Source organism: Cohnella massiliensis (assembly GCF_900169535.1).
GTDB lineage: Bacteria > Bacillota > Bacilli > Paenibacillales > Paenibacillaceae > Cohnella > Cohnella algarum.
This window is the reverse complement of record NZ_LT821259.1, coordinates 2,106,506-2,126,509: the sequence shown is the minus strand read 5'-3', so window position 1 is coordinate 2,126,509 and position 20,004 is coordinate 2,106,506. Positions and strand designations below refer to the sequence as shown.

21 protein-coding genes and 1 pseudogene are annotated in these 20,004 nt (G+C 56.8%); 4 read left to right on the top strand and 18 right to left on the bottom strand.

The window, feature by feature from the left end:
* Positions 1-197 precede the first annotated feature (197 nt).
* The gene (locus B7E11_RS23655; RefSeq protein WP_245809865.1) at positions 198-671 is read right to left on the bottom strand and encodes a ferritin-like domain-containing protein; all 474 of its coding nucleotides are present in this window, start codon (positions 669-671) and stop codon (positions 198-200) included.
* A 265-nt stretch (positions 672-936) separates the two neighbouring features.
* Between B7E11_RS23655 and B7E11_RS23650 the strand changes: the two genes are divergently transcribed.
* Entirely contained in the window at positions 937-1,455 is a 519-nt protein-coding gene (locus B7E11_RS23650) for a DUF1129 family protein (RefSeq protein WP_240353374.1), read from the top strand.
* Here the strand turns inward: B7E11_RS23650 and B7E11_RS23645 are convergent.
* Genes B7E11_RS23645 through B7E11_RS23640 form a run of 3 tightly spaced genes read right to left on the bottom strand, consistent with a single transcriptional unit; the run spans position 1,452 to position 3,057 of the window.
* Complete coding sequence (locus B7E11_RS23645) at positions 1,452-2,132, bottom strand: DMT family transporter (protein WP_245809808.1); 681 nt, start codon at positions 2,130-2,132, stop codon at positions 1,452-1,454. The genes B7E11_RS23650 and B7E11_RS23645 overlap by 4 nt on opposite strands.
* Positions 2,132-2,455 (bottom strand): hypothetical protein, encoded by a 324-nt coding sequence (locus B7E11_RS30455; RefSeq protein ID WP_245809807.1) that lies wholly within the window; start codon positions 2,453-2,455, stop codon positions 2,132-2,134. The genes B7E11_RS23645 and B7E11_RS30455 overlap by 1 nt, the downstream gene beginning before the upstream one ends.
* Complete coding sequence (locus B7E11_RS23640; protein WP_080839437.1) at positions 2,452-3,057, bottom strand: non-canonical purine NTP pyrophosphatase; 606 nt, start codon at positions 3,055-3,057, stop codon at positions 2,452-2,454. The genes B7E11_RS30455 and B7E11_RS23640 overlap by 4 nt, the downstream gene beginning before the upstream one ends.
* A gap of 130 nt (positions 3,058-3,187) precedes the next feature.
* On the opposite strand from B7E11_RS23640, the gene B7E11_RS23635 reads away from it, so the two are divergent.
* On the top strand, positions 3,188-5,023 hold the full coding sequence (locus B7E11_RS23635; protein ID WP_176220872.1) for an ABC transporter substrate-binding protein: 1,836 nt from the start codon (positions 3,188-3,190) through the stop codon (positions 5,021-5,023).
* Here B7E11_RS23635 and B7E11_RS23630 read toward each other — a convergent pair.
* Together B7E11_RS23630 and B7E11_RS23625 are read right to left on the bottom strand one after the other, a co-directional pair.
* Entirely contained in the window at positions 5,012-5,230 is a 219-nt protein-coding gene (locus B7E11_RS23630; RefSeq protein ID WP_080839434.1) for a helix-turn-helix domain-containing protein, read from the bottom strand. The two genes, B7E11_RS23635 and B7E11_RS23630, sit on opposite strands and share 12 nt — an antisense overlap.
* 10 nt (positions 5,231-5,240) lie before the next feature.
* Positions 5,241-5,714, bottom strand: a complete 474-nt coding sequence (locus B7E11_RS23625; RefSeq protein ID WP_080839432.1) for a DUF2975 domain-containing protein — start codon at positions 5,712-5,714, stop codon at positions 5,241-5,243.
* Positions 5,715-5,919: 205 nt separating this feature from the next.
* Between B7E11_RS23625 and B7E11_RS23620 the strand changes: the two are divergent.
* Positions 5,920-6,332: pseudogene (locus B7E11_RS23620) on the top strand (DUF817 family protein); the annotation flags it as partial.
* Between the two features lie 249 nt (positions 6,333-6,581).
* Here the strand turns inward: B7E11_RS23620 and B7E11_RS23615 are convergent.
* From B7E11_RS23615 to B7E11_RS23600, 4 genes are all read right to left on the bottom strand, one after another.
* Positions 6,582-7,280 carry an ABC transporter permease gene (locus B7E11_RS23615; RefSeq protein ID WP_080839430.1) on the bottom strand — a complete coding sequence of 233 codons (699 nt, stop codon included), beginning with the start codon at positions 7,278-7,280 and terminating at the stop codon, positions 6,582-6,584.
* On the bottom strand, positions 7,273-8,196 hold the full coding sequence (locus B7E11_RS23610; protein WP_080839428.1) for an ABC transporter ATP-binding protein: 924 nt from the start codon (positions 8,194-8,196) through the stop codon (positions 7,273-7,275). The genes B7E11_RS23615 and B7E11_RS23610 overlap by 8 nt, the downstream gene beginning before the upstream one ends.
* Positions 8,197-8,335: 139 nt before the next feature.
* Positions 8,336-9,271, bottom strand: coding sequence for a sensor histidine kinase (locus tag B7E11_RS23605; RefSeq protein WP_080839425.1), 936 nt, complete (start codon positions 9,269-9,271; stop codon positions 8,336-8,338).
* A 3-nt stretch (positions 9,272-9,274) separates the two neighbouring features.
* Complete coding sequence (locus B7E11_RS23600; RefSeq protein WP_080839423.1) at positions 9,275-9,970, bottom strand: response regulator transcription factor; 696 nt, start codon at positions 9,968-9,970, stop codon at positions 9,275-9,277.
* A gap of 145 nt (positions 9,971-10,115) precedes the next feature.
* Between B7E11_RS23600 and B7E11_RS29770 the strand changes: the two genes are divergently transcribed.
* Positions 10,116-10,292 carry a hypothetical protein gene (locus B7E11_RS29770; protein WP_176220871.1) on the top strand — a complete coding sequence of 59 codons (177 nt, stop codon included), beginning with the start codon at positions 10,116-10,118 and terminating at the stop codon, positions 10,290-10,292.
* Positions 10,293-10,347: 55 nt separating this feature from the next.
* On the opposite strand, the gene B7E11_RS23595 is transcribed toward B7E11_RS29770, so the two are convergent.
* The 8 genes from B7E11_RS23595 to B7E11_RS23560 all read right to left on the bottom strand — a co-directional run bounded on the left by B7E11_RS23595 (position 10,348) and on the right by B7E11_RS23560 (position 19,948).
* On the bottom strand, positions 10,348-12,408 hold the full coding sequence (locus B7E11_RS23595) for an AAA family ATPase (RefSeq protein ID WP_080839421.1): 2,061 nt from the start codon (positions 12,406-12,408) through the stop codon (positions 10,348-10,350).
* Between the two features lie 93 nt (positions 12,409-12,501).
* Positions 12,502-13,239: an SDR family oxidoreductase gene (locus B7E11_RS23590; protein WP_080839419.1), complete on the bottom strand. Its 738-nt coding sequence runs from the start codon at positions 13,237-13,239 to the stop codon at positions 12,502-12,504.
* A 409-nt stretch (positions 13,240-13,648) separates the two neighbouring features.
* Positions 13,649-14,947, bottom strand: a complete 1,299-nt coding sequence (locus tag B7E11_RS23585) for an IS110 family RNA-guided transposase (RefSeq protein WP_080839418.1) — start codon at positions 14,945-14,947, stop codon at positions 13,649-13,651.
* Between the two features lie 20 nt (positions 14,948-14,967).
* On the bottom strand, positions 14,968-15,621 hold the full coding sequence (locus B7E11_RS23580) for an HAD family hydrolase (RefSeq protein WP_080839416.1): 654 nt from the start codon (positions 15,619-15,621) through the stop codon (positions 14,968-14,970).
* Positions 15,618-16,634 carry an ABC transporter ATP-binding protein gene (locus tag B7E11_RS23575; protein ID WP_080839414.1) on the bottom strand — a complete coding sequence of 339 codons (1,017 nt, stop codon included), beginning with the start codon at positions 16,632-16,634 and terminating at the stop codon, positions 15,618-15,620. The genes B7E11_RS23580 and B7E11_RS23575 overlap by 4 nt, the downstream gene beginning before the upstream one ends.
* Positions 16,627-17,766, bottom strand: a complete 1,140-nt coding sequence (locus tag B7E11_RS23570; RefSeq protein WP_080839413.1) for an ABC transporter ATP-binding protein — start codon at positions 17,764-17,766, stop codon at positions 16,627-16,629. Before B7E11_RS23570 ends, B7E11_RS23575 begins: the two co-directional genes overlap by 8 nt.
* Positions 17,733-18,947, bottom strand: a complete 1,215-nt coding sequence (locus tag B7E11_RS23565; protein WP_080839411.1) for an ABC transporter permease — start codon at positions 18,945-18,947, stop codon at positions 17,733-17,735. The genes B7E11_RS23570 and B7E11_RS23565 overlap by 34 nt, the downstream gene beginning before the upstream one ends.
* Entirely contained in the window at positions 18,944-19,948 is a 1,005-nt protein-coding gene (locus tag B7E11_RS23560; protein ID WP_080840967.1) for an ABC transporter permease, read from the bottom strand. Before B7E11_RS23560 ends, B7E11_RS23565 begins: the two co-directional genes overlap by 4 nt.
* Positions 19,949-20,004: the final 56 nt, after the last annotated feature.

Sequence of the window (20,004 nt, the reverse complement as noted above, 5' to 3'; positions counted from 1 at the left end):
CGCGGACTTTATCACCGGACTTCTAAACTCCAACCATATTCCTGAATCCTGGATACTGTCCCAACTGAAGGCACGCGGCAAAAAGTTAGAGGACGTATTCTACGCCGTAAAAGGCAGCAACGGTCAACTTTATGTGGATGATTATAAGGATAATATTCGGCATCCAGTTGATGTGGAATAGTATTGATTATAAATAGCTACCTGAGATTCAACGTAATCAAATAATTATATTTTGCAGCGTGCTTTAGCTCATCCAATATGATACCATACACCGTATCTTTATAGATGCCAGCAGGCAATCCAAACCAGATGTTGCGGTATTTTTCCACCGCACCCAACTCCCCCATCAAGGCCCGCTGTAGACCCTCTATATAGGATTGCACCCGCTCATATTGCTCACTACTGATGCCTACAATTTCCTGTCCCGTCAAAGCCCGATACATCGCTCTATACATTTTATTGTGGCCGCGCTCATCGTTACGGATGCTTTCTATAATGGCCACCTGTTCTTTTGAGGGAGCCAGGTTGATCAATTCATCGTAGAACAACTCATCGTTACGCTCCCCTTGTACCGCTTCCTTTATCATTTGGACTGCTTTCGGAAATTCTGTGCTCCATATAGGCACAAAATCGACTCGCATATAGTATGGACTTCCCCAGTAAGAAGGCACTTGATACAATTTTGTCTCCTCCCAACGTCAGCTTATTGTTTATAGGAAAGTATATGAGCATCTGCCCATATCGGTTCCTAACATTAGGGGAAAATGACGTTCCGTGTACTTACAGGTTAAAATAACCGGTTGGGTCGAGTAACACGTTCTATATCAGCTTAGAGTAGAAATAACGCAAAGCCGGACATGATCACGGGGCTTAGCGTATATTTTCGTTAAAATGTTGGCGGAACCCCTCGAAGAAAACAACAAGCTCCGGGAAGCCATGTCACCCGAGAACCGGCGTTATTACGAGGACATGGTCGTTTATATCCGCAGCAGCCGTTTGCAGGAAGCCAAAAGCGAGGAGCTATTGCTTGAGATCGCCCAGCATTTGTCGGAAGCCCAAGCCCGGGGCCGGACGGCCCGGGACGTGTTCGGCGACGATCCGGAGGCCTATTGCAAGGAATTGGTCGCGCAGCTGCCTAAAATGAAGGGCTTGAGCGCGCTGCAATTCCATCTCGTCGTCCCCTGGATTACGCTGACCTGGTTCTTCTTCGTGCAGGCGGCGGCCGGATTCATCGCCATGTGGGTCGGAGGGCCGTCGGAGCGGATAACGCAAGTCGGGATATCCACGATCGTCATCATGGCCTGCAGCTCTTATATCCTGATCCATTCGTTGCTTTTTCGTCATCGGACTGGTTGGCGCGAAGCTGCTGCTTGCAAGCAAATAGTCCCGGGACCATCCGTCCGGTTCAAGCATCGGCTTCCGATCGCCCGTCTTCTGTCCGTTCGGCGAGCTTAGGCTTCCGGGGCGCCGGCTCGCCCCCTTCGGGACGACCGCTTCCATAGCGGGGACAACTGCACGAAGATCACGGCGAAGCCGGCCAGCAGCAGTCCGGACAGCTCGATCGCCGACAGGCTCCGATGAAAAACGAGCACATCCAGGGCTGCGACCTCCAGCAGCATCAGATTGTTGATGAGGCTGCTTTCGTAGGCCCGCAGCCGTTTTTGGCTCCACGTCCAAAGCGAGAAGGCGAACGCTCCGTTGATCGCCCCCAGCCATAACAGAATGCCCGCAAGCGGCCACGAGAAGCTCGGCACCCCTTCGAGCGCAAATCCGACGGTCAGCATGCCGGCGGCGCCTATGGCCATCGGCGCAAGGACCAGCTCTCCCGGCTGCGCCCTGCCCGTCTTCAGCAAATGTCTCGATAGCGCCAGATGGACCGCGTACCCGACGCAAGAGGCCAGAATCAAGAGGATGCCGCTGAAATGGCCCCCGCCAAAGTCCCATGGGTAATAAAACAGGACGATCCCCGCCATCGCGGCCGCGATGCCCAAAAACGACGAACGGCCACGAATTTCCCGTAGCCAAATCATGTCCAGCGCGACCAGGGCCGTCGTATTGCCGACTGCCAATACCATGCTCGTCTGCGTCGGCGTAACGAACATTTGGCCGGCGTACTGCAATCCTTGCGCCATCAGATAGCCGGTCGCGCCGAGCAGAATATAATGCGCGCTCCTTCCGCCGGCGCAGCCGGTCCTGACGCTTGCCGCGCCGTTCGCCGGCGCGACGCGATCGCGCGCGCCAGCAGCAGCGCGCCTGCCGACACCGCGTATCGGAGGCCGGCCAAGGTGAACGGTCCGACGCCGTGCTCGAACGCGAATTTGTTCAGAATATACGAGGTCGACCACAAGAGCGTGACCAGCACGGCCGCGCCGACAGCGATGACGTATCGATCTCTATGCCCTTCCGGCGAAGCGTTGGCAAGGCTGCCGGCGCGAACGCGATCCGGCGTGCTCATGGCCGCCTCATCGCTCCGTTCGAGGCGAGCCATTCCCCGATGCATGTCGCCGCCAGCGCCAGCGCCTGCCTGCGATGATCATGGGGCTCGACGACGTCCGGTCCGAGCTCGGCAATCGTGCGTCCGCCCGGCAACTCGAAGATGCGGGCATAGCCGTCCGCCCGGTCGCCGCGCGGAGCGAGCGCGATCCGTCCGCGCAGCTCGCCGCGGCCTGCCCAACTGCCGCCGTCGGGAAAACGGACGGCCACCGCGCTTACGAACGCTGCGCCGCGACGCGCAGGCTCGACGCCCGTCAGCCGCTCGAGCAGCAAGAGGCTGCGGTCGTCATCGCTCCCGGGGGCCCAGCGGGCCGTGCGGACGCCGGGCTGCCCGCCCAGCGCATCGACGCACAGCCCCGAGTCTTCGGCGACGACGATACGGTTCTCCGCTTCTGGAATGGCATGCGCCTTCAAAAGCGCGTTCGCCTCAAACGTATCTCCGTTTTCGTCCACGTCTTCCGCTTCGCCGGGGCGCAGAGGCCTGCTTTCGACGGACAAGCGGTCGAACCCTTGCGACAACCATCGCATTTTCTCCGGATTCCAAGTCGTCAGTACGATTTCCATGTTCTGCTCCTCCTGTTTCCATCCTTGCGTGAACGTTCGTCCACTCTCATTGTAGTTGGAAAAGGGGGAATAAAAAGTGTAAACTACTTTCGACAGATCTTCCCCTTTTTTTTAAACGGAGGTGCCTCCTTTGAGGCTGGCAGAGCATTTCTTCAAGCTGCGGCAACTATTCGGCGACCTGGAAGCAGGTCGAGCTCTCGAGACGACTTTGGATCAATTGGCCGACGTATGGCACTGCACCCCGCGCAACGTCAAGTGGATTCTCCGCCGCTTGAGCATGGCCGGCTGGATCGCCTGGTCTCCGGGGCGAGGGCGCGGCAACCGCTCCACGCTCGCGCTGACCGCCTCGGGATCGGATGTTGTGCTGCTGCTCGCGCAGGAAGCAACGGACAAGGGACGTTTGCAGGACGGGATTCGCCTGCTTGGCGAACACGGGGCCGGCGAAGACATGCGCGAGCGTTTTGCGCGCTGGCTGGAAGGACGGTTCGGCTACCATATCGACGCCGACGAGAACCGCCAGACCGACACGCTTCGTCTTCCCTTCTACCGCGCCATGCCCAATCTCGATCCGGCCTGGACGCTGCGCCGTACCGAGTGGCACATGGTCCGGCAAGCGTTCGATACGCTCGTCCGCCGCGGCGACGACGGCCAAACGGTTGTTCCCCATCTGGCTTATTACTGGGAATCCGACAGCACCGGGCGAATCTGGACGTTTTATTTGCGCAAAGGCGTGCTCTTCCACGACAAAACCGAGCTCCGCGCCGAAGATGCGCGGTACACCCTTGAGCGATTGACATCGGCGGAATTCGGAAGAACGGAATGGACGGAGCTGCCTTTGGCAGGGATGCGAACGATCGGCCCTTACGGTCTCGAGATCAGGCTGCGGCGGCCGTACTGGCTGTTGCCGCAGCTGCTCGCTTCGCCTCGCGCCTCGATCCTTCCCCGATCGGCGGCGCGGTCTCGGGAATTCGCCAGGCTTCCGGTCGGGAGCGGACCGTTTCGCGTAACGGAGAACGGCGACTCGCAGATCGTTCTCGAGGCGTTCCCCGCCTATTTCGCGGGCCGGGCCCAGCTCGACCGGGTCGAGCTGTGGATATTGCCGGAAACGAGCCATCGCCCGTCGGCCCTGACCGAGCTCGACGGGGAGACGATCCCGTATATTCACCCCTTTCAACTTCACGGGGGGAGCGGCCATCCGCCCGACATCGAACGGGTCGAGGCCGGCTGCACCTATTTGACCTTTCAGCGGAACAGACCGGGACCGCTGGAATCGGGCGAGTTTCGGAACTGGCTCATCCGCGCCGCCGATCCGAACCTGATGAACGCGGAGCTCGATCCCCGGAAGCATCGTCCGGCTCGCAGCTTTTTTCCCGAATGGAGCCTGATGGAGATGGAGATGGAGACGGAGCTTCGGAACGGCATGAAGCGTCGGACGGAGTTGGGGCCTCCCCCGATTTTCCCGGAGCGGCCGTTGCGGCTGCTGACCTACCGCATCCTGAACGATTCCCTTGAGCGAAACGCCCGCTGGCTGAGGGATCGATGCGCGGCCGCAGGGGTCAAACTCGAGGTCGAGGTACGGGACTATGAGGATTTTATTCGGCCCGAGGCGATCGATGAAGCGGATCTCGTCCTCGCCAACGCGGTCGCGGACGAAAATCCGGTCGTCTCCTTCCTGCGCCTCATGTACGACGACCGTCATGTCGTGCGCAGGCACCTCTCCTCCCCCGTTCGGGAGCGTCTGCATGCCAGGTTGCTGGAGGCAGAAGCCGAACCCGAACCCGGCGAACGCATCCGGCTTGTGCGGGAAATCGAACGGTGGCTGAGCGACGAAACGGCGCTGGCTTTCTTGTACCATTTGAAGCAGATGACCTATTTCGACGAGCGTCTGATCGGGGTGCAGGTCAATCCTTACGGTTGGGCGGATTTTTACCGATTGGCGCTGCGACCGTTCGCGTCAAGGCGATGATTCGTCGCTTCGATATTCCAGAATGTCCCCGGGTTGGCAATCCAGCGCTTTGCAAATGGCCTCCAGAGTCGAAAGCCGGATCGCTTTTGCCTTCCCGTTTTTCAATATCGAAAGGTTCGCCATCGTAATTCCGATCCGCTCCGAAAGCTCGGTTACGCTCATTTTCCTTTTCGCCAGCATCACGTCAATATTGATGATAATGGCCATATTTTTCACCTCAGACCGTTAGATCGTTCTCGGATTTGATATCGATGGCATTTTGCAGCAGCTTCTGAAGAACGGCGGCAAAGACGGCAATCACGATCGAACCGAACGTAATGACCAATCCGATCGCCACGATTCCCGGGGCGTCGTCTTGATCCGCCATGAGGTACAGGAACGGCAGGATGGCGACATACAAGATCGTGATGAGGATGGCGCAGCGTTTGATCGTTTTTAAGGCCTTGATGGATAAATCCGAGAACGCTTCGTTTTTGTCGATATAGGTTAAAAGCCGCAGAGCCTGATACAAGGCAACGAAAAACGGAATCGCCGAAACGTACATGCCGGTTATAGCGGGATACAGCCAATAAGCCGGAAAATAATCCGCCGTTTCATAAGCGAACCTGGGCAGCCCGAAGATGCACAAGGCAAGGACGGGGATGGCAATCAGAACAACGGCGATTTTCAAAAAAAGAGTTTCCGGTTTCATCAAAAACACCTCGCATCGGGAATGGTCCCTTTGAATGTAACACGAAATTTATCGATTTACAATAAATATTTATTCTTTATCGCTGATGCCTGGGAAAATTCAGTAAATTCTTCAGCCAAGCCTAAAAATTCGTCAAATGACAACGCTTTCAATTGTGCGATACTTCACTTGCATCCGAAATGGTTTGACGTTCCCGGTTGCCGCCTGGCCCTACTTTACCGCAAGAAGGTGGCGTTTGCGGCTTCCATCTACCTGAATTTCTTCACCCATCATTTTTGGATCGACGTTCGCTGGTGGCTGTCGGCCTTGGTGCTGGTCGTATTTTGGCGAACATGGGTGACCTACGAGGTCGGTAGTCGCCGCTACCGAATGCCGTTCGCCCTCTCTTTCGTGCTGATCGGCTTCTTTATTTGGATCGCGGAGAATGTCGCCACCTTTTTTCGCGCGTGGGAGTACCCGAATCAATCCGGCGCCTGGCGTCTCGTTCATTTCGGCAAGGTCAGTTCCTGGCTTCTTCTCGTCATCGTCGGCTTCCTGATCGTCGCCGCGTTGAAGCAGGTCAAGAAACAGCGCCCTGCGGCAGAACAGGAAAGCCGCGCTTCCTTTCTAAGAGGGTAGCTTCGTCGATGAGCGTGGTGCGGCGGAGCTTCTGGATTTGGTCTCGTTAGTTGCGATTGCAGCGACGGCTCATAAACTTCTCCGCATCGTACGGAAAAAAGAAAACCAGGCCTTCGTCGCCCGGCGGCCTGGTTTTCTCCCTCGCGGGAGGGAATCAGCGATCATTTTGCACTACACTGAAACCTTCTTGTAAAGGTTCCCGAAAAAAAATCCGCCCCGAACGCGGGACGGTTTTTCAAACAAAGCCGATCACAAATCCCCTAATGTGTTCGCCGTCAGAACGGACAAGTATGCACTCACAAGCCCCAATAGACTGAGAGTCGCGTACATCGCATCCGGATTCACCGAAATTTGAATCAGACCGAGCAAGGTTGGAAGCTGAATGATGGCGACGGCGAAAATGACCGTCGGGACGACCGCCCTCCGCCAAAGCCCGAAGCAAAATAGCGGAATCAGGGAAGCAAGAGCGACAACGAGGGAATGAATAATCGCCCGAAACGCATAGACCGCAATGTCGGCCAACGAGGGTTCCCCGGCAATCACGCCCAGCGCCCGATCGAGCGCGTAGGTTGCGATGCCGGCAAGCGCGAAAGAGATAACCGTGCAGATGAAAACCGCCGAAACGATAAACATCGCTTTCGCCGTGACCAGCCGCTTCCGGCTGATCGGGTATCCGAAGGAGAGCGCGATCGTTTTATTTTTATACTCTTCGATAAATACGTGATTGATAAGAGAAGCCCCGAACATAACAAACCCCATTTGAATCGGCAGCATCAGCGCCATGGCATTGGAATAGCTTTGGTTGAAATCGGCGGTCGGGAGGTCGGCAAATACGACTTTTAGAAAAAACGTCGGCAAAAACGTCAGGATCGCCCAATAAATGATCAATTCGCCGATGACTTTTTTTCGTTCCAATTTTCTCCATTCAAGCTCCATCAGCTTAATCAAGCCGATCTCCCCCTTGAATCCGATGATAAAAGTAATCTTCGAGCGTGCTCGTATGTTTCCGGATCTCCTCGACTTCAATCCCTTGCGTAATGAGCAGTTTTGAAATCTCGCCCGTGGACAAACTTGCGTCATAAATCCGGATTTTGTTGTCCTGTACGATTTTCAGATTTGAAAGCCGAAGGTGATGTTCGAGCAAATAAACCGATTTTTGCACGTTCGAGGCGACGATTTCAATATAATCGGTCCGCATCTGTCTAACATCCGGCATGGATACTTCGTCGGCCAATCGCCCGTGCCGAACGACGCCGATCCGGTCCGCCACCTGTTCGATTTCCCCCAGGATATGGCTGGAAAGAAGAAACGTAATGCCGTATTCCTTGTTCAGCGTTTGAATCAATTCTCTCATGTCTTTAATGCCGATCGGATCGAGGCCGTTGGTGGGCTCATCCAGGACGATCAGTTCCGGCTTCGTGATCGCGGCCCGCGCGATGCCCAGCCGCTGCTTCATGCCCAGCGAAAATTCCTTGACCTTCTGTTGTTCGACTCCGTTTAAATCGACCAGGCCCAGCGCATCGCGAATCGCCTTTTTGTCGTAAAAGCCTAAATATTCGCAGTGAAGCTCAAGATTTTGCATGGCCGTCAAGTGCTCGAAAAAGATCGGGTATTCGATAATGCTGCCGACCCGTTTCAACCCTTCTTTGGCGGTTTCGGCGAGTTTTTTTCCGAACAGCTCAATCTCTCCGGAAGTGGGCAGGACGAGTCCCGCGATCATTTTCATGATCGTCGTCTTCCCGGCGCCGTTCGGTCCGAGCAAACCGTAGATCTCGCCTTTTTTTACCCGAAGATTTACATTCGATACGATCGTTTTCCCTTTTGCTGTTTTCGTAAGTTCGTAAGTCCGAACGATGTCGCTCATGAGCCGAGCCTCCTGCGATTTCAATTCGTTTCTTTCGGTTAACTTTATCTTAATGCGGAGAATGAAGATTTTTCTTTCTCAATCCTTACATGTTTCTTACGAAAAAAGAGATGTTCGTCGGAACATCTCCCGGGCGTTTTTAAAAAGTCAATTGTTTAAATGTGCAGGTAAACGTCGTTTTCTCATGCGGCGAGCTGCTCAGCCGAATCGTCCCCTTCATTTGCTCCGTCAGGCGCTTGGTAATGCTGAGGCCGAGACCGCTTCCTTGGAACTGCGGGTTCCGGGCGTCATCCAACGTATAAAGTCTTTCGAATACGCGGTCCTGGTGCGCCTCGGTTATGCCTTTCCCCCGGTCCCAAACGTCGACGGCAACGAATTCCCCTTCTTCGCGAAGCGTCAAGCCAAAAACGCCCCCGTCGCTTCCGTACCGGATCGAATTGGAAATCAGATTGCCGAGAATTCGCTGCAGCGCGTGCTCGTTGCCGAGAATGTAGATGGGCCGTTCCGGGATTTCGAGCTCGACCTGAAGATTTTTCGAGACCAGCAGATCGTAAAACTCGAGCACGCTTTGCCGGCAGACTTCGTTGAGGGCTAGTTTGCTTAAAGGGATTTCGTAATCTTCCGATTCGATTTTGACAAGGTCGAAAAACTGATTGACCAAAGCAATCAGTCCGTTCACTTTCTCGTTCAGCCTCGACACGGTCTGCTTCTTTTCTTCTTCGCTCATCGGGATTTCCTGATTCAGTTTTTCCGCATACCCCAGAATGACGGTCAGGGGGGTTTTCAAATCGTGGGACATGTTGGAGATCATTTTCCGCAGACTGTCCTTCGTTCGGGCGTAATCCGCCATGATCTTCCGGTTGTGATCCAGCAAACGATTGATCTGGACGAGCAAAAGCCGAAGGTCGGCCTGGCCTGTTTGGAAAAGCACCTTCTCGGCCGTCTCCCGGTCCAGGATGTCGCCGATTTTATCCGTAATGTCCCGGAGGCGGCGGCTCCTTTTTTTTCCCGAAACCCATTGCCACCCGACGATTGCAGCCAAAACGCCGATGAGGACGTATAAAATGATCGCCATCGCCTACTCGCCCATTTTATATCCGATTCCCCAAACGGTCCGAATGTACCGGGGGTTCGACGGATCCTCTTCGATTTTTTCCCGAAGTCTCCGGATATGCACGTTAATGACGTTTTCATTCCCGTAATAATCGTCTTCCCAAATCAATTGATAAATTTGCTCCTTGGTGAACACTCTGCCCTGACGGGTCAGAAACAGCTTCATAATGTGAAATTCCTTGGATGTGAGCTGTACCGTTCGTCCCCCGACTTGCGCGGAAAACGCATGCATATCGAGAACGAGATCCTTGAACTGAAGCGTATGGACGGCCGGCTCGTTTTCCGGCCGGATATACTGCGTGGCCCTGCGGATGGCAGCCTGGACACGAGCGGTCAATTCGATCATGGAGAACGGCTTGCTTACATAATCGTCCGCGCCGAAGCCCAGTCCGAGCGCCTTGTCGAGATCGCTTCCTTTTGCCGAAATAATCAGGACGGGGACGACGCTCGTTTCCCGAATTCGTTTCAGCAAATCCATGCCGGTTACTTTGGGAAGCATCAAATCGAGCAGGATCAAATCGAATTTCTCCTGTTGAAAAAGAGCAGCGGCTTCCTCTCCGTCATGCGCCGTAAAAACGGCGTAGTTCTCCCGCTTCAAATGACTTTCGATCAACTGGCTGATCTCCCTGTCGTCCTCGGCAAGCAGTATTCGTTTCGGCATAAGTCAAGTTCCCCCAACGCAAGGCTTGTTAATGTTCGTCCTGTTTATTATACAGGCATTTTCCTGTCGCGGGGCGCGAGAGTATTTTGAAATTGAAGTTGAGAGTCCTTTTGTCTTATCGTGATTTCAAAAGGAGGGAGATCCAATGAAGTTTTTCCGGGGCCGTAAATTTCTCGCGGCGTTTACGCTCGCGATCGCGCTCAGCGCGGTTACGGCGGGGGCGGCCAGCGCGTTGCCGCGCCAGACGGCATCGACTTACTACCAGTGCTCGGGCTGGGGAGAGTGCTTGGAATTCGCATATTGGCATGCGTTTCTAAGGTAAAAACAAGAGAGGGCCGTTCCGGAGGCAAATATCGCAATCCGGGGAACGGCCCTCTTTACTCGGTTATCAAATCATGGGCTAAACGCTCAAAGCCTTTTTTCAGATAACGGTAATAAGTGCTTGGGGAAAGGCTGAGACGGGCAGCTACAACTTCGTGCTTGCCGATTTTTTGGATATAGGCGAGCCGGATAGCCTGCGCCAGAAGTTGGTCCTCCTCCGTCCCCCTGCTCATTTGCTCCAGGCCTTCCGACAGCGCTTTGCGGACTGCGGCGGCAACCGAGCCTTCCGTCAGGGCCATTTGCCTGATTTTGTTCGAGCCCTGCAGCGTGCGAAGGAGATGAGGTTCGAGTTCGAGAGCCTGAGAGTCGTTCAACGCTTTTTTTAGCAACACTGAAATTTCCTGTACGGAAACGGAACCTTTCGGGTTGTCCGAAAACAGCCGCTCGGTCAGCGGATCCGATAGCTCCCTCTCCCGCAAGTCGAGTTGATAAGCGCGCACGGGGGTCCCGTTCGTATAACGGGAATCCGCCCATGGCAGCCGCTGGAAACCGATTGAAGCATAAATATCCGCAAAATAGGCGATCGGCGTCAGAGTCGTAATCAATTTATCGGCCAGATTCAATAACAGGTACCGCAGGAGATAGCCGAAGATGGAGGGGTCGAAATCGGGAAGCTTGCATCCCAACCAGATCAGGTATTCCTTTTCCTGCAGCGGCGATTGAGAAAGATAGGCGCGAAAGATAGGGTTTTCTTGAAAAATCGATCGGGTTTCCGGTTTCAGCGGAACCAGAGCGTAAAACGCCGCAAGCCGGCCGTCCGCCCAAAAAACCGTAAAGGACGACGGTTCCGCTTCCCAGACCGCGCGAAAATAGCTTTCCTGATGCGTCTCGTCCGGCAAATAAGGCGGAATCGTGGAGGTCCAATCCCGATACATCTTCCCCATTGCGGGCAAATCCGTGTCGTCCGCCGCGCGCACCTCCACCTGAAAGCGTTCCCCCTGGCCGCGAAAGCCGTAATTGCGGAGAAGCTCGTTATCGTGCAAATAAAGCAGTTCGACCATCAGTTGTCTTTTTAGATCGGCCGGCGCCGCGGCAAGCCGTCTCTGCAGGAAGAATAAAGCTTTTCGCCGATACAGGTCGTAGGTTTCCGGAGCGCGGTTGCGCAAATCCGCTTTTATCCAATCCCTGACGGCATCGACGACGCTCCACCCCCCTTCGTCCGATAAGGAGACAAACGGCAAACCGGTAAATTCGCGGAAGGCTTCGTCCGGGATTTCCTGTCCCGCTACTTCTTCCAGCATCTCCTGATCGAAGCGCCAGAAAATGGAGGCCGCATCAAGCAACTGTTTTTCAAACGAGTTTTTCAGATCCTGCAAAAGGACGGTGCATAAGGACTGGATCATTTGCCTCTGCAAGGAACCTTCCCGAAGAACTTCCGGCCCGTTCCGCAAAACGGCATCGCAGGCAAGCGTCAGAGCCAAAGGAATTCCCTTGGAAAATCTCTCGATGGCATCGCGCGTTTCATGATCCTGAATGCCGCGAGATCGGGTATATCGATAAATCGCGCTGCGGTTTAACGGTCCCAGCTTGAGGTTGTATACGAGACCGGTCCAGCCCGGAGCCCGCAGCCATTCCCCTTCCAACGGATACCTTCCCGCCGTGCAGACGCGAACGCGAACGGAAAGCCGAGGAAGCCAGAAGTCGCGCAGCCATTTTTCAATCGGTTTGCATTCCTCGAACGAATCCAAAATCAAAACGAAGCCTTGCCGGGCAACGGCTTCCCGGTTCAGAACCTCCGCAAGAGCGGCGCCATCGTCGGCCGTTTCGGAAACGGGAAGCTCCCACCCTTTTTCGATCAGCCGCATGCGCAATCGGTTCAGAAAGTCATGGGGAGCATGCTGCTCCTCGCCGCCAATCCACACGGTCGCCTCGCCGGTTTCCCTAGCAAAGCTTCGAAGCAGACCGGTCTTCCCGATGCCGCCCGGCCCGTGCAAATGCACAAGCCGCCAATTTTCATGGTCGGCGGCTAGTTCTTTGCGCAGGAGCGCCAGCTCGCGCGAGCGTCCGACGAACCGTTCCTCTTCGTTCTTCATCATCACATCCCGAATGCGAACCATGATCCGGCCCCCAATTTTTCATCGTCAAATCCTTTAATGAACTTCGACGCAGGGGCTGGAAATCCTTGTTAGTTGAACCGGTTGCTCGACTGTTCAATTAAACCCGCCGTTTACGCGAATGGTCTGTCCCGTTATCCAGCGCGCTTTGTCGCTGACCAGCAGCTCGATCGCGTTCGCGATATCCTCCGGTTCCCCCAGCCGTCCGAACGCATTCATTCGGCGGTACGAGTCGATCAACGCCTCCGATTTTCCGTTCAGGAACAGCTCGGTCGACACTTGACCCGGCGCGATGCAATTGATGGTGATATCCTTGGGACCGAATTCCTTCGCCAATTGACGGGTCAACTGCTCGACCGCACCTTTCGTTGCGGCGTAGACGCTGTACGTCGGAAGCATCGCGCCCGATACGGAAGTCGAAAAATTGAGGATCGTGCCGCCTTCCGACATGCTCTTCATCGCTTGTTGGCAAGCGAAATAAGTCCCTTTCACATTGATCGCGAAATGCCGGTCGAACATTTCCTCCGTCACGTCCGCGAGAGCCGCGCATTCCATGATGCCGGCATTGTTGACCAGAATGTCCAAACGTCCGAATCGCTCGAGCGTTTCCGAGAACAACGCTTCGACTTCGCTCACTTTGCTCACATCCGCGCGGATGGCCGTCGCGACGCCGCCGAATCGTTCGATGGTTTTTACCGTCTCGCCCGCTTTTCCTTCATTCGAGGAATAATTGACGACGACCTTTGCGCCGGATTTCGCCAATTGGACGGCTGCCTGCCGCCCGATGCCCCGCGACGCTCCGGTGACGATAGCGACTTTTCCGTTTAAACTCATGTTTCTCTCTCCCTCAATAAATTAATCTTTTCTCCGTTTTTCTCGCATTTTCTCAGGATTTCAACTTTGACATCCGAGGCTCCCTTGGATAAGATTTGACGCGGAGCGAATATTTGGGATCGACCTGTTGGCGGGAATAGAGGTGGGGACCACCCCACTTTTTGAAAGCCGTATGGTCGCATATGGATCTCCTCATGTGCCCTTGCGGTTTACCCTCCCATATCTCCCTGGGTCGTTGCCCTTACATTCCTTCGTTCTACCTCTCAAGGGGTGGAGGCCAGGTTAGCTCCTTTACGGGGTCGTTGCCCTAATGGAATCGATTACTCCCAGCCTATCCGTGCTTCGTTTGTCAAAGATCAACATGTGTGTAAGCGATGAAACCAAAGTGAGTTATCCATCTGTGAATGAATTAAGCTGCCGCTTGCAATTGAGCCTCCCGATGGGGGCCGAGTACTTTGCTGACGTCATAGTTCTTCTGTTTACGGCCTAGCTCAAACATGACTCGAATGAGCTTGCTCGAAATCGCAATCATCGACTGCTTTTTTTTCAGCGGATTATCCCGGCGCGTCGTGGAGTACAGGTGCAGTGCGAGGAACGCCGGATTTGGGGCAAGCAAGGTCAGTGCAGACCGGTACAGCAAAGCCCGGAGACGACAACGACCTCGCTTGCTGATGGTCGTTTCCCCTTTGTGAAGCCCGGAGCTGTTTTCTCGCAGGCTGAGACCGGCGTGACGAACGATTTGCCTGCTGTGATCGTAGCCGCTCAAGTCTCCGACTTCCGCCAGGAATCCTGCCACAGTGATGAGGCCGATACACGGAATGCTCATCATGTGGGTGGCGCCCGGAATCTGTTCCACCAGATCCGCCACATGCTCCATCAGTTGTTCGATCTGCCTGCACAGCATGGCGTACTGTTCCAAATACATGGCTAGCTCATGTTTGGCCGCCGTAGCGCCTTCCGTGAGGCCGATGGACGTTTGGGCTTTCCGGTAGAGCAGTCCCGCTCTCTTGGGGCCCACAGCTCGTTTCACATCGTTCTTCTTCCAAGTCGCCACGACTGTCGTTTCGCCGGCGGAGACGACGTCTTGTGGCAGCGGAAAGTGTTGCAACGTAATGAGCGAGGCCTTGCCTTCCCAGTCTTTAAACACTTGCCTATATTCGGGAAAGAAGCGATCCAGCCAATTGTGGATTCTTCCTTTCACCCGATTCAAATCCCCGCATAGACGGTCACGCTGGTTCATCAGTACACGCAGGTCGGCGTAAACACCCTCCGGCAGCTGCGGCTGTGTATAGCGTCCGTCGATGACGAGTTTGGCGACGACCTTCGCATCTTTGATGTCGTTCTTGGTCGGCGAGTTGTCGTCGAGTTCCTTGCTTTTCTTGACGTGATGCGGATTCACGAGCACCACTTCGATGCTGCGCTGCTTCAGGAAGTGAAACAGCGGGAACCAGTAGTGCCCGGTGGGCTCTACGCCAAGTAGTACGTCCGTCAGTCCATGTTCTTGCTGGATGGATTCGGCCCAGGCCAACAAGTCCAGTAGGCCATTCTCGTCGTTCTGGAACAGGCAACGCTTACCGAGCTCAATGCCACGGTAGGTGAAGGCCCGAGCGACATGGTTGTGCTTCGCGATATCCGTCCCGATGACCAATGTTGTTTCAGAAATTCTCGAAATCCGTTGATTTTGCTTGCTCGATTGGTTAAACTTCATAGTGAGCGTCCTCCTCTTAATTAGGGCAGTGAATGTGCACCATTCCGAGACCCAGCATACAGGAGGCGCTTTTTGTTTTGCAAACCGCATTTTAATTCATTACAGGAATGGCTCCTTTGACGATCGATTTGCATCAAACGGCCCTCGACGGCCTCGTTCAATCGCTCGACGAGCTCCAGCAGCTCGAGCGGCTCATGGATGACGTAATCCGGACGCTCGCTTTCGTCGGCGGGCACGTGCGGATAACGCGGGGTCCAAGCGAGAAAAACCGAGGCGATGCCGAACGCCCGGGCGCCTTTGACGTCCCGGCTCAGGTTGTTGCCGACCATGACGATCCGGCCGTAGTCGGCCTCTCCGAGATCGAGCGCCCCGACGGCCGCCTTGAACATGCGGCGGTCGGGCTTGGTCGCCTTGATCGTCTCCGAGTAGATCATCGCGTCGAAATAATCGTAAATGCCGTTCTGCGTCAACGTATTTTTGAACGACTGAGCCGCCCCGTCCGCCACCAGCGCGAGCGTATAGCCTCTTTCGTAGAGCGTTCGGACCGTCTCCTTCGCTCCCGGAATCAGGTCCGCCCGCAGCACGATGCCGTTCTCGTCCTTCACTTCGCTGCCTTCGTCCACCAGCGTATCGCCGCAATCCAGAAACACGACGAGAGCCTTTTTCTCCCTCATTCCGCCGCCTCCTTTTTCGTTCCGATCGCGCCCGGAAGCGCAAGCTCCCCTGCATAATGACAAGCCGCTAAACGCTCCGGCATGATCTCCCGCAACGGCGGCGCCTCCCGCTCGCACCGTTCGGTCCGGAACGGACAGCGCGGGTGAAACGCGCAGCCGGAAGGCGGATCGGCCGGATTCGGCACCTCGCCTTCAAGCAGCAGCCGCTCGCGCGCAAGCTCCGGATCCGGCAGGGGCACCGCGGACAGGAGCGACTGCGTATACGGGTGCAGCGGACGCGCAAACAGCTCGTTTTTCGGCGCCAGCTCGACGATCCGGCCCAAATACATGACGGCCACCCGGTCGGACAAATGCTCCACGACGGACAGGTCGTGCGAAATGAATAAATAGGTCATGTTCAACTGTTCCCGCAAATCCTTCAGCAGATTGATGATTTGCGCCTGAATCGAAACGTCCAGCGCGGATACCGCCTCGTCGCAAACGACCAGCTTCGGCTCGGTGACGAGCGCCCGGGCGATGCCGATCCGCTGCCGCTGGCCGCCGGAAAAGGCGTGCGGGTAACGGCGCAAATATTGCGGATCGAGCCCGGTTTTCGCGGCGATCGCGGCCACGCGCTCCTCCAGCTCCCGGCGCCCCAGCCGGGCATTCGCCCGCAGCGGCTCGCTGATGATGTCGAAGACGGTCATCCGGGGATTGAGCGAGGAATACGGATCCTGAAAAATGAGCTGGAGCTCTTTGCGCAGCCGCTTGTACGTGCGCTTGTCCGCCGATAAAAAATCGACCGTCTCCCCTTCTTCCGGCGTGTACAGCACCCGGCCGGAGCTCGCTTCGAGCCCGCGGACGATGCAGCGTCCGAGCGTCGTCTTGCCGCAGCCCGATTCCCCGACGAGGCTGAACACTTCGCCCCGCCGGACCTCGAACGAAACGTCCGCCACCGCCCGAATCGGCGCATTTTTGCGCTTTCCCGGGTAAAGCTTCGTCATTCCTTCCACCTGAAGCAGCGTTTCAGCCATCCGATTCCATCTCCTTTGCCTCGCCGCCGGGGATGCGGCGCGCTTCGCCTTCCGAGCTCGCTTCGGCCGCCTCCGCCCCTCCGTATAGAAAGCAGCGGACCCGGTGCCGGTCGCCCGCGAGCGTTTCCGGGACGATATGCCGGTTGCAAAGCCCCTCGATCCGGTCCGGGCAGCGCTCGTAAAACCCGCACATCGGGGGGCGTCCGAGCGGCAGCGGCACCGTGCCTTCGATCGAGGCCAGCCGGCTCTCCCCGCCGCCGATCCTCGGAATCGAACGCAGCAGCCCCTTCGTGTACGGATGCTTCGGATCGCGGAACAGCTCGCGCACGGGCGCTCTCTCGACGATGCGTCCCAAGTACATGACCGCTACTTCGTCGGCGGTTTCCGCGACCACGCCAAGATCGTGCGTAATGAACAGGATCGCCATGCCCATTTCCCGCTGCAGCTGCTTCATCAGCTCGAGCACCTGCGCCTGAATCGTGACGTCGAGCGCCGTCGTCGGTTCGTCCGCGACGAGCAGCGCGGGCCGGCACGACAGCGCCATGGCGATCATGGCGCGCTGCCGCATGCCGCCGGAAAATTCATGCGGATATTGGCGAAACCGCTGCTCGGGCACGGAGATGCCGACGCGCCGCATCATGTCGAGCGCGATTTCTTTCGCTTCCTTGCGGCTGCGGGTACGGTGCAGCAGCACGTTCTCCATGATTTGATCCCCGACTGTATGCAGGGGCGAAAGCGCCGTCATCGGCTCCTGGAAAATCATCGACACCGTGCCGCCGCGCACGGCGCGCATTTCCTTGCCGTTCGGCTTCAGTTTCAGCAGATCGAAGCGGCCGGACGCGCCCGTTTCGCCTTCCGGCGCAAGCCAGATTTCTCCCTCCGTCTCGGCGTGCTTCGGAAACAGCGCCAGCAGCGCTTTGCCCGTCACGCTTTTGCCGCAGCCCGACTCGCCGACGAGCGCAAGCGTTCGCCCGCGGGGGATCGCAAGGTCGATCCCGTTCACCGCCTGCACGATGCCCGCCTCCGTCCGGAAGCCGACGCGCAGCCCCTTCACCTCGGCGGCCGGCAGGTCCGCACCGGGGGCCGCCCCTTCTTTCGTTACGCCGGCAGCTGCCGGTCTCGCCCGCGCCATTTGCGCCACCTCTTTTCCTTCGCTTTCCTGCCGCTTTCGTGGCTGTAAGGATCCGCCGCGTCGCGAAGCCCGTCCCCGAGAAAATTGAACGCCAACACCGTTACGATGACGAAGAGCACCGGAATCAGCTTCCAAGGATACAGCGCGACGTTTTCGATCTGCTGGGCTTCTTGCATCAGCACGCCCCAGCTCGTGGCGGGCGAACGGATGCCGAGCCCGAGAAAGCTCATCGCCGTCTCCCCGATGATCATGCCGGGAATGGCCAGCGTCGCCGCGACGACGAGATAGCTGATGAATCCGGGAACCAGATGGACGAAAATGATCTTCAGATCGCCGACGCCCGCGATTTTTGCCGCCGTGACGTAATCCTCGTTTCGCAGCGCGATGAATTTGCTGCGGACGACGCGGGCGAGTCCGGTCCATTCGATGAACGCCATGATGATCGTGATGTACACGAACATTTCGACCACCCCGACCCGGGGCGGAATCGCCGCGGCTAGCGCCATCCAGAGCGGCAGCGTCGGAAACGACCGGACGATGTCAATGAAGCGTTGAATGACCGCATCCGTGCGTCCGCCCGCGTAGCCCGATATGCCGCCGATCAGCAGGCCGAGCACGAAGCTGATCGCAACGCCGACCAGCGGCACGGTCAGCGATACCTGGCTTCCGAGGACGACGCGGGAGAACAAATCGCGCCCCATGCCGTCGGTGCCGAACAGAAACAGCCGGCCGGGCTCGTCGACTCCGAACAGGTGCACGTTCGTTTCGAACAGCCCGAGAAAGGAATAGCTTTCGCCGCGAACGAACAGCTTGATCGGGTACGTTTGCGACGGATCCTCGACGAACCGCTTGCGCAGCGTTTCCGGATCGCGCTCGGACTTCAAGCCGTAGACGAACGGCTGGAGATGAAACTTTCCTTCGGCATCGACGAACCGGATTTTCGTCGGCGCGCTGTTCATGTACTCGCTGCTGTAGCTCTCGAGCCCCTGCGGCGCGATGAAGTTGCCCAGCAGCGCCATCAGATAGAGCGCGGCCAGCACGATCAGGCTGATCCGGGCTAGCCGGTGACGTTTCAGCTCGCGGTACATCAGGCGCCAATGAGAGGCCGCCCGCTCCGGCTTCGCCGGCCTTTCTCCGCGCAGGAAGCGGCGGCGCGGCGCCGTTTTCGTCTCGACGCTCATGCCCCGGCCCCCTTCCGCTCGAGCCGGATCCTTGGATCAAGCCACGCCAGCAAAATATCCGAAACGAGCGTCCCGATCAGCGTAAAGACAGCCATCAACAGCAGCCAGCTGCCGGCCAGATACATGTCCTGGCTGAGCAGCGCCTTGTGCATGACCGGCCCCTGGGTAGGGAGATTCAGGACGATCGCGGTAATGGTCGAGCCGGTGAAAATCGTCGTCAGCGACCAGCCGAGCGTGCTGACGATCGGATTGATCGCGGCCCGCGCCGCGTATTTGAGCAGAATGCGCCGTTCCGGCAGCCCTTTGGCCCGAGCCGTCGCGATGTGGGGCTTCGACATCTCGTCGAGCATTTGGCCGCGCATGACGCGGATCAGCTCGCATGTATTGGAAGTTCCGATGACGATAACCGGAATGATCATGTGCTGAAACAGATCGGCCCACTTGGCGGCCGTCCACGGAGCGTCCGCGAATTCCGGCGAAAACAGGCCGAGCATCGGATCGCCCCACCACTTGAACGACAGGAACATCAGAATGATCGCAAACAGGAAGTTGGGCATCGCCATGCCGAGAAAGCCGATGCCGGTCGCCAAATAATCGAAAAAGGAATAGGGCTTCACCGCGCTCAAAATCCCGATCGGGATCGCGACGATGTACGTAAACAGCATCGACAGTACCGACACCAGCACCGTAATGCCCATGTACTGGCCGATGATGTCCGATACCGGACGATTGTAGCTGAGAGAATACCCGAAATCGCCTTCCGTGACGATCCCCCAAATCCATGTCCAATACTGCTCGTACCACGGCCGGTCCAGGCCGTACGACTCGCGGAGCAGCGCGAGCGCCCGCTCGTCCATGATTTCGCCGCTGGTCGCCATTTTGGCGGCGTAGCCGCTGACGAAGTCGCCCGGCGGCAGCTGGATGATGAAGAAAACGATCATGGACACGACGAACACGACGGGAACCATGACCAGCGTTCGGCGTGAAATGTAGCGAAGCATCGGGCCGATAACTCCTTCCGGAATTTCAATAAAAAGCCAGGGGGCGTTCGGTTCCG